Origin of the sequence: Actinoplanes sp. NPDC024001, assembly GCF_040638955.1 — a bacterium.
Taxonomy (GTDB): Bacteria; Actinomycetota; Actinomycetes; order Mycobacteriales; family Micromonosporaceae; genus Actinoplanes.
In genome coordinates, this window is sequence record NZ_JBEZZB010000237.1 from 1 (window position 1) to 12,030 (window position 12,030).

9 protein-coding genes and 1 pseudogene are annotated in these 12,030 nt (G+C 73.6%); 7 read left to right on the top strand and 3 right to left on the bottom strand.

Going from position 1 to position 12,030, the window contains the following annotated elements:
• From AB0F81_RS47255 to AB0F81_RS47275, 5 genes and pseudogenes are all read left to right on the top strand, one after another.
• Window positions 1-809 (top strand): hypothetical protein (locus AB0F81_RS47255; RefSeq protein WP_360210286.1); only part of this gene is annotated, 809 nt, incomplete at its 5' end.
• Complete coding sequence (locus tag AB0F81_RS47260) at window positions 806-1,699, top strand: hypothetical protein (RefSeq protein ID WP_360210288.1); 894 nt, start codon at window positions 806-808, stop codon at window positions 1,697-1,699. The genes AB0F81_RS47255 and AB0F81_RS47260, both read left to right, overlap by 4 nt.
• Window positions 1,618-5,439, top strand: a complete 3,822-nt coding sequence (locus AB0F81_RS47265; protein WP_360210290.1) for a hypothetical protein — start codon at window positions 1,618-1,620, stop codon at window positions 5,437-5,439. Before AB0F81_RS47260 ends, AB0F81_RS47265 begins: the two co-directional genes overlap by 82 nt.
• Window positions 5,440-5,676: 237 nt before the next feature.
• The gene (locus AB0F81_RS47270) at window positions 5,677-7,152 is read left to right on the top strand and encodes a multicopper oxidase domain-containing protein (protein WP_360210292.1); all 1,476 of its coding nucleotides are present in this window, start codon (window positions 5,677-5,679) and stop codon (window positions 7,150-7,152) included.
• 54 nt (window positions 7,153-7,206) lie between these two features.
• A pseudogene (locus AB0F81_RS47275) lies at window positions 7,207-7,883 on the top strand (hypothetical protein).
• Between the two features lie 57 nt (window positions 7,884-7,940).
• Here the strand turns inward: AB0F81_RS47275 and AB0F81_RS47280 are convergent.
• Complete coding sequence (locus AB0F81_RS47280; protein ID WP_360210294.1) at window positions 7,941-8,378, bottom strand: MarR family transcriptional regulator; 438 nt, start codon at window positions 8,376-8,378, stop codon at window positions 7,941-7,943.
• A 64-nt stretch (window positions 8,379-8,442) separates the two neighbouring features.
• Between AB0F81_RS47280 and AB0F81_RS47285 the strand changes: the two genes are divergently transcribed.
• Window positions 8,443-8,727 (top strand): antibiotic biosynthesis monooxygenase, encoded by a 285-nt coding sequence (locus tag AB0F81_RS47285; RefSeq protein ID WP_360210296.1) that lies wholly within the window; start codon window positions 8,443-8,445, stop codon window positions 8,725-8,727.
• Window positions 8,728-8,746: 19 nt separating this feature from the next.
• Here AB0F81_RS47285 and AB0F81_RS47290 read toward each other — a convergent pair whose 3' ends face one another.
• Window positions 8,747-10,405 carry a HAMP domain-containing sensor histidine kinase gene (locus AB0F81_RS47290; protein WP_360210298.1) on the bottom strand — a complete coding sequence of 553 codons (1,659 nt, stop codon included), beginning with the start codon at window positions 10,403-10,405 and terminating at the stop codon, window positions 8,747-8,749.
• A gap of 78 nt (window positions 10,406-10,483) precedes the next feature.
• Here AB0F81_RS47290 and AB0F81_RS47295 point away from each other — a divergent pair, with 78 nt between their 5' ends.
• Complete coding sequence (locus tag AB0F81_RS47295; protein WP_360210300.1) at window positions 10,484-10,954, top strand: hypothetical protein; 471 nt, start codon at window positions 10,484-10,486, stop codon at window positions 10,952-10,954.
• Between the two features lie 3 nt (window positions 10,955-10,957).
• On the opposite strand, the gene AB0F81_RS47300 is transcribed toward AB0F81_RS47295, so the two are convergent.
• A partial coding sequence (locus AB0F81_RS47300; RefSeq protein WP_360210302.1) for a hypothetical protein occupies window positions 10,958-12,030 on the bottom strand: 1,073 nt, incomplete at its 5' end.

The following is a 12,030-nucleotide window of genomic DNA, read 5'->3' on the forward strand; positions in this document are numbered from 1 at the left end:
ATCCGCCGCTCACCCTCGACCAGCTCACGGCGCTGCGCGCGCTGCTGGCCGACCGCGTCGCGGCCGACCCGGCCGGCGCCTGGGGGTCGAGCCTGCTCACCGGCGACGGCTTCCCGGTGGAGATCGGCGTGGTCACCGCCGACGACCGGCTGCGCTACACGGTCGAGCCGGGCGGCCACCGGCTCGACCCGGCACGCCGGCTGGCCCTCGCCGGGCGGCTGGTCGAGCAGCTCGGCGGCGTGCCGGCCGACACGCACGAGGCGCTGCCGCGGCGGTACGGGGCGTGGGTCGGCGCCCGGCACGGCCCGGACGGCGACACGTACAAGCTCTACCTGGAGGCCGAGCGGGGCCGGCTGCGGATGGTGGCGTGCACCCCGGTGACCGGGGAGGTCGAGCGCTACCACCGGATACCGGACCTGTATCCAATCGACCTCCCGCGCGTGCTCGGCGCGGCCGATCTGGAGTCCCGCGCGACCGAGCTGCTGGATCTGCTGGAGAACGCGTACGGCCACCGCTTTCCCGGCCGGCTGCCCGGTGACTCGGTCGGCGTCAGCTACACGGAGTCGGCGACCGGCGAGCCGCTGAGCGTGACGCTGTTCTTCTTCGCCCGCGTCTTCTGGGGCTCCGACGACCGGATCCGGCGCTGCCTGACCCGGCTGGCCCCGGAGCTGGGCTGGGACGACGGCCGCTACCGGGCACTGACCGCGCACCTCGCCGGGTCGGCCGGCCGGCTCACCCGGCACGGCGTCCTCGGCGTCACGGTGGCGGCGCGCGGACGGCCGGCGCTCAGCATCGGGGTGCGGCCATGACCGTACGCCTGCTCGCCGACCTGGAGGCCCTGCAGCAGCCGGACGGCTGCTTCCCGAGCCGGGTGACCGCCCCCGGTTCCTGCCGGCTGGACCGCAACGGCTTCGTCACCGCGCTGGTGGTGCGCGCGCTGCGGGACGTGCCCGGCGCCGGCCGGATCCGCGACCGGGCCCTGGACCTCCTGCGCCGTTGCGCATCGGAGCGGACGCCGGGCGCCTACAGGTTCTGGCCGGCCGGCGAACAGCCGGCGTGGGCGCCGCGCCTGCCGGCGGACGTCGACGACACCGCGATCATCACGCGGGAGCTGCTGCGGCACGGGCGGATCGACCGCGCCACCGCCCTGCGGACCGCCTGCCACGTGCTTCTTCCGCAGCGCGCGACGGCCGGCCGGGAGCTGTCCCCGCCGTGGATCGTTCCCGGCGCCTTCCACACCTGGATCACCCGGGAGAAACGCGGCAACCCGGTCGACGCGTGCGTCAACGTCAACGTCGTCGCGCTGCTGGCCGCACTGGACGCGCGGCACCTGCCCGGCTACGCCGAGGCGGTGCGGACGGTGACCGGCGCGGTCGCCTGGGCCGGCGCCGACCCGGCACGGCGGCGGGCGATCACCCCCTTCTACCCCGATCCGTACGCGCTGCGCGAGGCGACCGAGCACGCGGTGGAGTGTGGCGCCACCGAACTCGCACCGGTCCTGCCCCGGCTGCCGGCCGGCAGCGGCACACCGGCGGCACCGGTGTGCTGCTCGGCCTACGGACACACGTACTGGTGGTGCCCCGCCCTCGACCTGCGGGCGGAGATGAGGAGAGCGGCATGTTCGACGACTGTCCCGACCTGTCCCGGCCGCTCGAGCACGGCGTCCACCGGCCGTACCGAGAGGGCCCCTTCCTGCTGAGCCCGGCCGGCTGCGCGGTGACCGGCCTACGGCTGGACCTGTTCCGGCCGCCGCCGGGCAGCGGCGGGCGTGGCCGCGCCGACCTGGAGTTCCGCCTCGACGCCCGCTACCCGCGCGACGAGGCCCTGACCGCGCTGCGCCGCCGGCACCCGGCCGCGACCCTCGCCGATCTGCCGCTCACCGGCTGGCAGTTCCGGCTGGACCGCCGCGTGCTGCTGACCGAGCTGCACCCGCCGACGATGCTGGCGTCCAACGGCCTGGGCTCGGCGCGGCTGGCCGCGACGCTCTCCCTCGACAGCGGCATGCTGCTGGAGACGCTGCTGCGTGCGGGCGACGCGCCGGTGAGCGCGTTCGCGGCCGCCTGGATCACCGGAGTCTCGCCGCGGGTCGGCGCGGTGGTGCGGTTCCGCGCCGGCGAGCTGATCCCGGCCCTCGGCGAGCCGTCCTCGCTGCCGGAGCTGGCCGCCCGCCTCGCCGCTCGCCGCGACGAGCTGCCGTGGGAGGTTACCGGCACGGTCGGCGCCGACGCGGCGGCCGTGTTCGGGGAGACCGTCGCGGACCGGCTGGTGGACCGGTTCGGTGAATACCGCGCCGACGGTTCGCTGCTGCTGACCGTGCCGCCCGGCCGTACCGAGCTGTTCTGGTCGCTGTCCCAGCCCGCCCTCGCCCGGCGCCCGGTCGAGTTGCGGTTCGACCTGCTGCGCGACGTCCGCGTGGCGATCGCCCGGGACGGCCTGGACTCGGTGGTCCGCCGGCACACCGCGACGGCGGCGCCGTTCGGCGAACCGGCCGCGGTGACCGTGTTCGGCACGCTGCCCGCCGAGCGGCACGGGCTGGCCGCGCTGGGCGCCACGCTCACCTTCCCGGCCCGGCCACCGGCGCGGCCGCACGACGTCACGGTCCAGGCTGACCTGCGCGCCCCGGACTATCTGGTCCGCCTGCCGCTCGCCCTGTCGGCCGGCGAGCCGCTGGTCTACGAGTACGAGACGTTCGCCGTGCTGGACGGCGAGCACGGCTCCCGCGAGGTGACCGGGCCGCGCCGGCAGCACACCGGCAGCCCGCTGCGCCTGGCCGCCGAGGACTTCCCGGTCACCCTCGTCACCGTGTCGGCGGACCCGGCGCTGCTGGACCTGGCCACCGTCAGCGGCGTCTGCCGCTACGAACAGGACGGGACCGAGCACTTCTCGGCCCTCACGGTGGACTCCGGGCGTACCGAAACCGCTCTTGCCCTGCCGCGGGACGCGGCATCCGTGGCGGTGCTCTGCGCGGCGACCTCGCCCGGCGGCGACCGCATCGAGCTCGGCCCCGTCGACGGGCAGCGGATCGACCTCACGTTGGCCTCGTTCCCGGGTTACGGCTGGCACGAGATCGACGTGCACTGCGAGCTGCCCGGCCGCGGCGGGGTGTACGCGATCGACCTGCGACCGCAGAACTCCGAGCAGACCACGGTGCTGGCGTTCACCGCGGAACAGCCCACCAGGCGGTTCGGCTGGTTCGCCGCCTCACCGTTCGCGCCCGGCTTCCGGCACCGGCCGCACCGCGACGACGGCGTCGAGGAACCCTGGACCGAGGTGGCCGACTGGACCGCGCCGCTGCGGGTCCGGGCCGGTGACCGTGCCGACGAGCAGGTCTCCGAGATCATCGTCCAGCTCGGCACGCTGAACACCCTCAAACCCCTGCTGGCGGCCATCCCGGAGCCGCCGGTCAGCCCGGCTGCCGAGCCCACCGACCTGCTCATCTATCACGCGGCCGGCGACCCGGCCCGGCGGTATTACCTGCCGCGCTACCAGCTGGCCGAGCAGACCGTCTCCGGCCGCCGCCAGTACCGGATCGCGATGGCGCAGCAGGACGCGACGTGGACCCTGACGATCATGCTGGCCAAGGGGCCGGCGCCGGAGCTCGGTGAGACCGCCCGCGACCTCGAGGAACTGCCGCACGACCTGGCCGTCACGCTCTCGGTCCTGCAGGCGCCGCCGTCCGGCGCGCGCAAGATCCTGCCGATCCGCGAGGTGGCCCGCAACGGCCCGGTCGTCACCGTGCGCCTGGACTTCGCGACGCTGCTGGAGCGCGACGACGTCTACCACGCCCTGACCACACCGGCCCGTGCCGCGACGCTGACGGTCACCCGTACGATCCGCGTCACCGTGCCCGGCGCGCCGAACAGACCGCGCGATCCCGCCGACTGGATCGCGGTCCAGAAGCCGCCGCTGCTCGGCCGGTTCGTCGACCCGACCTTCGCCGACCCGAAGACCTTCCACCTGCGCGAGCCGGTGCCGATCAGCAAGTTCCAGCCGGAGAACTCACCGCTGACCTTCGGGCCCGCGACCTTCCAGAAACCGATCGGCTGGCCCGGCAAGCCGATCTTCATCCCGAACAAGCCGTGGCCGACCAAGCCGTGGCCTATCCCGACCACTCCGCTGCCCCCGCCGCCGGCGTCGAAGCAGGTGGTCCGTGAGCTCGCGCAGACGGTGTCACCGGAACCCTTCGCGTTCCTGCGCGATCTGCACCCCTACATGTTCGCCGACATCGTCCCGGGCAGCGGCGCCACCGGATACCGGCGTTACCAACTGCCCTGGAAGAACCGCTTCCACACCTACCTGCAGGACGCCGCCCGCCCGTGGCTGGTCCACTTCTTCCCGGACAACTTCAAGATCGCCAGGCGGGCGGCGATGCCGGCGACGCCGCTGATCACCGTACGGGTGACCTCTCAGACCAGCACGCAGGACGCCCAGGTGGTCTTCGACTACCTGGTCGCGCCGGACACCGACCCGGACCGGCTGCGCGACGCCCGGGCCCAGCTGACCGCCGACCCGCGATACGGCCTCTCGTCGGTCGAGTTCCAGCCGTTCCTCACCAGCGACGTCACGCTCACCATCGACCGGCCCACCGAACGTGGCAACGTCCGCGAGGTCCGCGCCGGCGCCTCGCGAGCGCTGCAGGGCCTGCTGAAGGACACCATCGTGATGAGCCTGGCCGACTTCGGCCGGCTCTTCGACGCCATGCACCTGCAGACCGCGTCGCTGTTCCTCGGCGAGGTCCGCATCGACGTGCCGGACGCGCTCGCCGAGGTCATCCCGTTCACCGCCCGCTTCGACGACCTGGCCGGTGAGGTCTTCGCCTGCGCGGCCGAGGCCGGCGCCGGCGGGGCCGTCGCGGTCCGGCTGATCAACACGATCGAGAGCCCGCTGCGGATCAACGCGCTCGCCGCGCAGGCCGGCGCCGGCGAGGTGGTGGGCCCGGCCGAGATCGACGGCCTCGTCCTGCCGGTCGAGACCCTGCCGCCGGGCGGTGAGCTGCAATTCACCGTACGCCCGAAAGCGCCCGCCCCGGCCACCGGAACACCGCAGGTCCGCTTCGCCATGGGCGGCGTGCAGGTGCTGCCGGACCCGGCGGCGCTGTGGGAGGCGATCGTCGACCGTTCGGCGGTGGCCTTCTTCCAGACGGTCACCGTGAACATCGTGCCCGGCGCGTTCACCCCGGTTCCGGAGCGCCCGGACGAGCAGATCGTCGTGGTGCAGGTGGCCTTCGAGGGCGGCGGCACGGCCGAGCTGACCGCGGCGAAACTGGCCGACCACGTACGGGTCGACTACCCGATCGACGACGTGATCCTGCGCCACCAGGTCGACACCTCGTACCGTTACCGCACCACGGTGATCCGGGCCAACGGCACCCAGCAGACCGATCCGCAGCTCAGCCCGCCGTCGAAGTCCCCGTCGCTGTGGGTGAGCGTCCGCAAGTGAGGGTCACTCGAAGAACCTCAGGCTGAAGCCGCTGTCGCTGGTCACTCCGGCACGTTCGCCCGGCGGTAGGTGGTGTTGCCCCCACCAGGCGAACGTGCCGCTGCGGCGGCACGCGCGGCCGCCGGGCGTACCTCTGGAGATGTATGCCGGCGGCGTTCTGACCAGGTGAAACCCGCAGGCGGTTTTGCGGGGGATCAACGGATTCGCCGGCGGCCCGGCGCGATCACGATGGATTTCGTGAAACGACGCAGTCTCCTCTCCCTGGCCGCCCTGTCCGGTTTGAGTGCCGCCGTCGGCGCGTGTTCGGCGGGGCCGCGCACCCCGTCGGCCGACGTTGCCGGCTTCACCAATCAGTTGCGGATTCCGCCGCTCGCCCGGCCCGAGGCCGGCGTGGACGGCAGCAAGCGCTTCGCGCTGGAGTTGCGGGCCGGTGGGCGCAGCCGGTTCCTGCCCGGCAAGACCACCGAGACGTGGGGCATCAACGGCGCCTACCTGGGGCCGACCGTGCGGGCCGCCCGCGGTGACCGGGTGCGGATGGCGGTGACGAACCGGTTGCCCGAGTCGAGCACGCTGCACTGGCACGGGATGCGCCTGCCGGCGCGGATGGACGGCGGGCCGCACCAGATGATCGAACCGGGCGCCACCTGGGCGCCGGAGTGGACCATCGAGCAGCCGGCCGCCACCTCGTGGTTTCACCCGCACCCGCACGAGCGCACCGCCCGGCACGTCTACCGCGGCCTGGCCGGACTGTTCCTGATCGACGATCCGGACGGGCCGCGGCTGCCCGGCGACTACGGGGTGGACGACGTGCCGCTGATCATCCAGGACAAGCAGTTCGACGGGGACGGCCAGTTCTCCGGCAACGTCGACGGGGGCACGTTCGGGCTGCTCGGCGACACCATCCTGGTCAACGGCACCTATCTGCCGGCCTTCCAGGCGCAGACCGAGTCGGTCCGGTTCCGGCTGCTCAACGCCTCCAACGCCCGCGTCTACCGGGTGGGCTTCGCCGACCGGCGCTCTTTCCAGGTGGTCGGTAGCGACGCGGGCCTGCTGGAGCGGCCGGTCACGGTGGACCGGGTGAAGATCAGCCCGGGGGAGCGGGCCGAGATCGTGGTGCGGTTCGCCGCCGGTGAGACCGCCGTGCTGGACAGCCGCGGCGAGCCGGCCGAGCAGGCCAACGACATCGAGGAGGGCGACTTCGTCCTGCTGAAGATCGTGGCCGGGGCGGCGCTGAAACCGTCGCCGGAGGTGCCGGCCGCGCTCGGCGGCACGGCGCCCGAGCCGCCGCCGGCCGGTGCCCGGGTACGCCGGTTCGTGCTCTCCGGCTCGGAGATCAACGACCGGGACATGGACATGAGCCGGATCGACGAGGTGGTGCCGGCCGGCGCGCTGGAGATCTGGGAGCTGGACAACACCACGTACGCGCACAACTTCCACATCCACGAGGTGGCGTTCCGGGTTCTCGAGGTCAACGGGCAGCCGCCGCCGGCCTACCAGGCCGGGCCGAAGGACACCGTGTTCGTGCCGAAGCTGGCGAAGGTACGCCTGGCCGTGCGGTTCGGCCGGCACACCGATCCGCTGACGCCGTACATGTACCACTGCCACCTGCTGCGGCACGAGGACAAGGGCATGATGGGCCAGTTCGTGATCGTCGAGCCGGGCACCGAGTCACGCGTGCCGCGCACCCTGGCCGGACATCGCCACCACAACTGACTGATGTGACGGGCATCGCTTGTCGCATACCCCCGGGGGTACAGCCTTACATGGATGGATCACACGGCGGGCACCACGGACACGACAAGCACGCCGGTCACGCCCCCGAGGTGTTCCGGCGCAAGCACCGTGCTGGTGCGCTCCGGCGGCCGGGTCCCGGCCGATGGCTGGATCACCGAGGGTACGGCGGAGCTGGACGAATCGATGATCACCGGGGAGTCCCGCCCGGTGCCCCGGGGAACGGGCGACCGGGTCGTGGCCGGGACGGTGGCGACCGACTCGGCGCTGCGGGTCCGCGTCGACGCGGTGGGGGAGGACACCGCCCTCGCCGGGGATTGGCCGGCTCGTCGCGCAGGCCGCCGGTGGCCGGGCGCAGGCCTGGCCGTGGCGATGGTCGGCGACGGCGTCAACGACGCGCCCGCGCTGGCCCGCGCCGACGTGGGCCTGGCGATCGACGCCCGGCACCGATGTGGCGATCGAGTCCGCCGGCGTGGTGCTCGCCTCCTCCGATCCGCGCGGTGTGACCGGGGTGATCCGGCTGTCCCGGGGCGTCCTGTCGCAAGATGACGCAGAACCTGGCGTGGGCGGCGGGCTACACCATCGTGGCGATCCCGCTGGCCGCGGGCGTGCTGGCCGGGGGCGGGGCTGACGCTGAGCCCGGCGATCGGGGCGGTGCTGATGAGCGCCTCAACGCCCAGCTGCTGCGCCGGGTGCGTCTCGCGCCCCGGTGACGACGATGTCCGCCGGCTTCGAGCGGTGGCTGCCGGGCGGCGGCCACCGCTCGGACGTCAGGCACCGGTGATGGCTCGCAGCGTGCGGAGGAAGGCGGCGTAGGCCTCGGCGCCGACCTGCTCCGCATGCCGTTTCTCGATGTCGGCGACGATGCCGTCGGACAGCTCCATCCACTGCCGGCCCCGCTCGGTCGGGACGATCAGGCGGGCCCGCCGGTCGGCCGGGTCGGGGGCGCGCCGGACGTACCCCAGCTTCTCCAGCTCGTCGAGGATCGCGCCGATCGTCTGTTTGTTGCGGCCCGCGAGGCGGGTCAGCTCGGCCTGTCGCAGGCCGTCCTCGTCGAGGTGGGCGAGCACCGCCCCGTGCTTCGGGCGCAGGTCGCCGAAGCCCTGCTCGGCGCCGCGCCGGAAGAGGTCGGCCTGCAGGCCGAACAGCAGCCGGACCGCCAGGATGCCGAGGTCCGGGGACTCGGTCTTGCGTGCGGCGCGGGCCATCGGCGCCTCCCTGTGATCAGTCCAACTCTTGGACAGTCCAATAGTTGGACTATATCGTTCGGGCATGACCACGGTGGAACTGACCCGCTTCCGGGTGACCCCTGACCGCACCGCCGACCTGCTGGCCGCCCGGCCCGCCATGCTCGCCGACTTCCGCGCCGACCGCGCCGGCTTCCTCGACGCCCGCCTGGTCCGGCTGCCCGGCGACGAGTGGCTCGACATCGTCTACTGGGAGCGGCCGGAGGACTTCGCCGCCTCCCGGGCCAAGGGCGCCAACCGGCCCGGCATCGCCGCGTTCTTCGCCGCGATCGCCGAGCTGGTCAGCTCGGAGGAGGGGACAGCGACGTGAGCCGCGATCGCCGAGCTGGTCAGTTCGGAGGAGGGGACAGCGACGTGAGCCGCGCGCCGGCCGGCTCGCCCGGCCGGCGGGTGCCGGGCTGCTCGGCCGGCAGCGTCAGCACGAAGGTGGCGCCGCGCGGCTCGTGCGGCTGATAGCCGATGTGCAGGTCACTGGCGGTGGCCAGCTGGTGGACCAGGTAGAGGCCGAGTCCGGTGCCGGTCTTCTTGGTGGCCACGCCGGTGCCGGCCCGGGTGAACCGGTCGAACAGGTCGGCGACGAACTCCGGCGGCACACCCTCCCCGTGATCGCTGACGTGGATGCGCACCCGCTGCGGCTCGCGGATCACGGTGATCTCGATCGGCGGTTCGCCGTACTTCGCGGCGTTGCCGACGAGGTTGCCGAGGATCAGCTTGAGGCAGGTCGGGTCGGCGTACGCGGTGACCATGTCGGGGGCGGTGACGGCGATCCGCAGGTCCGGGTCGGCGCCGAGGTCGGCGATCGCCTCGCGGACGGCATGGTGCACGTCGACCGGCACCGGCCGGGCGGTGAGCAGGCCCGAGTCGAGCTGGGCGAGGGTCAGGATCTCCTCGACGATGCCGTCGGCCCGGTGCCCGCCCGCCGTGATCCGCTCGACGTAGCGGTGCTTGAGGTCCTCGTCCAGCTCCGACCACTCGTCGAGCAGCGCGTGACCGTAGGTCACGATCGAGCTGAGCGGCTGGCGTACGTCATGGCTGAGCATCGTGATGAAGTCGGTCATCTGGGTGTTCGCGCGCTGCAGGTCCCGGCGGCTGCGCCGGGTGCGGGCCACCGCGACCACCACCAGCAGACCGACCCCGGCGGCGGTGACGACCGCGACCTCCGCGCCGGTCTCGGCCACGGCCACCGGCCCGAACAGCAGGTCCTCGGTGATCGCGCCGGTCAGCAGCCACGGTGTCCGCGGCACGTGGTGGGTGACCTGCCGCCACCACCGGTTGTCCGACCGGAACCGGCCCTGCGGGTCGCCGGCCGCTGTCTCGCTGTCGTCGATCGCCACCGGGACGCCGTTGACCGCCCGGTTGGCGGCGACCATCCGGCCGGCCGTGTCGACCATGTGCAGGGTGACCTCGGTCAGCGGCAGCGCGGACAGGTACGCCGTCAGCGGGCTGTTGGCGATCTCCACCGAGCCGGCGAGCACGCGCCGGCCGGCCGCGGTGTCGAACGGGACCGCGAAGTTCACCACCGGAAGCCGGTCCGCGACCGACTCGATCACCGTGGAGACCGCGGGCACGCCCTGCCGTACCGCGTCGGCCAGGTGCGGGTACTGGCGGGTCAGGTCGCTGCCGCTGGGGAACGCCCCGGCCGGAACGGCTCGCAGGGCGCGGCCCTCGCTGTCGAGCAGGACCGCGGCGGGAAAGCCCAGGCCGGCGATCAGCCGGGCGAAGTCCTGCTCGGGGACCTCCGGCCCGCTCAGGAAGGCCACCGCCTGCTCGCGCTGCCGCTGCACGCGGTCGTGGACGTAGCTGGCGACGAAGTTCGCCACCAACCCGATGCGCTGCCCGAACCGGACGGCGAGCCCGTGGTGGTTGGCGTGTTCCATGGCGACCATGCCCGCCACTCCCGCGGCGGACAGCGCCAGCCAGATCACCAGCGGCAGCACGATGAACCGCTGCCCTGGCCGGCGCATCGACGAAAGCCGCGAAGGCCGCATATCCGAACCTTACCGCGATCCGGCGGCGACCTCCGCGAACCCGGATCAGACCGGCCATCGCTGTCCTAGATTGGGAGAATGTCTGATCCGATGCTCGACGCGCGCGCCCTCCGCTCCGACTGGTCCGAGCCGGACGGCGTGCTCGCGAACTACGTCTCCCTCACGGATCAGCTGGTCGAGCACGTCGATCCCGGCACCCCGTTCACCCTGACCGTGGGCGGGCTGGTCGTCGACGGGGAACTGATCCCGCAGTGGCAGTGGTTCGCCGAGCTCAGCGAGCTCAACGACCACGAGGACGCCTACTACGTCGGCATGGCCGAGTACGTGAAGGAGCAGTCCGACCTCGCCCACGCCGCGGTCAAGAGCCGCGACATCGGCGAGGAGATCACCTTCCGGCAGTACCAGGCGCTCTCCGCCCCGACCAAGTACATCCACCTGCGCAACGCCCGCATCTCCCGGCCCGGCCAGGCCACAGCCGGCCCGGGCCGGCTGTGGCGCGGCCGCCTGCGTGACGTCTCCGGCTGGACGCCGGGCCGCGCCGACGGCTGACCGTCACGTCCCGCCGGGTCCGGCCGCCGCCAGCCGGGTCTGCATGATCACGAAGTCGGCGGTGCGGTAGCGGTGCTGCGACATCAGGCGTTCGGCGACGTCCAGCGCGGCCTGGGCGGACTCGTCGTCGCGCAGCACCGCCCGGGTGGTGCGCAGGAAAGCCTCGACGGCCGCGGCCAGTTCGGCGTCGGCCCGCTGCCCCCGGTCCAGGTCGCCGGCGGGGCCGATCGGGGTGTCGCGCCGCAGCACGGTCTCCGCCGTGGCCAGGCCGGACTCCACGCTTGGAACCGCCTCCGCGGGCACCGGGGTGTTGGCGGCCACCGCGCGGGCCAGGTGTGACTGAGCGTCCGCCACCCGGGCCCGTTCCTCCTCGGTGGCGATCAGGTCGGCCACCGGCGGGGGCAGGCTCAGCACCGACCGCAGGGTGGCCAGCGCGGCGGGCAGGGGCTGACCGGAGACGGTCGGCGTGGTGGCGCGGGCGGCTTCGGCCGCTGCCTCGTCCCGCCGGGCCCGGACCCGGGCCGCCATGGCGACCTCCCGGGCCGCCATGACCACGAAGTCGGCGGTCCGGGGCCGTCCCTGGGCGAGCAGCCGTTCGGCCAGATCCAGGCTGGACTGGATGGCCGCGTCGTCCTGGAACAGCGGCCGGGTGCCCTGCAGGAAGGCGGCGACGCCGGCGGCCAGGCCCGGGTCCGGCGGCTGTCCCCGGTCCAGGTCCCGTGCCGGGTCGATCGGGGCGTCCCGGCGCAGGATCTCCTCCGCGGTCGCCAGGGCGGACTCCACGCTGGCCAGCCACTGGTCGGGCACCGGTGTGCCGGTGGCCGCCGCGCGTGCGACCCGGGACAGCGCCGACCTCACGCCGGCCGACTCGTCACCGGTGCTGATCAGGTCGAGAACCGTGGCGGGCATGCTCAGCACCGCCTGCAGGGTGTCGACGACCGCCATCAGCGGCCGGTTCGCCACGGTCGGCCCGGCGGGCAGCACCGCGGCCCGCTTGGTCGGGGTCGGCGGCAGCGGCGCCGCCGGGCGGGGCGGCGGCACCACCGGGATCTGCGTGATCGCGGTGGCCCGATTCG

Excerpts from the sequence above, each read along its gene's own strand:
- AB0F81_RS47260 (WP_360210288.1), top strand. The coding sequence starts at position 806 with ATGACCGTACGCCTGCTCGCCGACCTGGAGGCCCTGCAGCAGCCGGAC.
- AB0F81_RS47265 (WP_360210290.1), top strand. The coding sequence starts at position 1,618 with ATGTTCGACGACTGTCCCGACCTGTCCCGGCCGCTCGAGCACGGCGTC.
- AB0F81_RS47280 (WP_360210294.1), bottom strand. The coding sequence starts at position 8,378 with ATGGCCCGCGCCGCACGCAAGACCGAGTCCCCGGACCTCGGCATCCTG.
- AB0F81_RS47285 (WP_360210296.1), top strand. The coding sequence starts at position 8,443 with ATGACCACGGTGGAACTGACCCGCTTCCGGGTGACCCCTGACCGCACC.
- AB0F81_RS47290 (WP_360210298.1), bottom strand. The coding sequence starts at position 10,405 with ATGCGGCCTTCGCGGCTTTCGTCGATGCGCCGGCCAGGGCAGCGGTTC.
- AB0F81_RS47295 (WP_360210300.1), top strand. The coding sequence starts at position 10,484 with ATGTCTGATCCGATGCTCGACGCGCGCGCCCTCCGCTCCGACTGGTCC.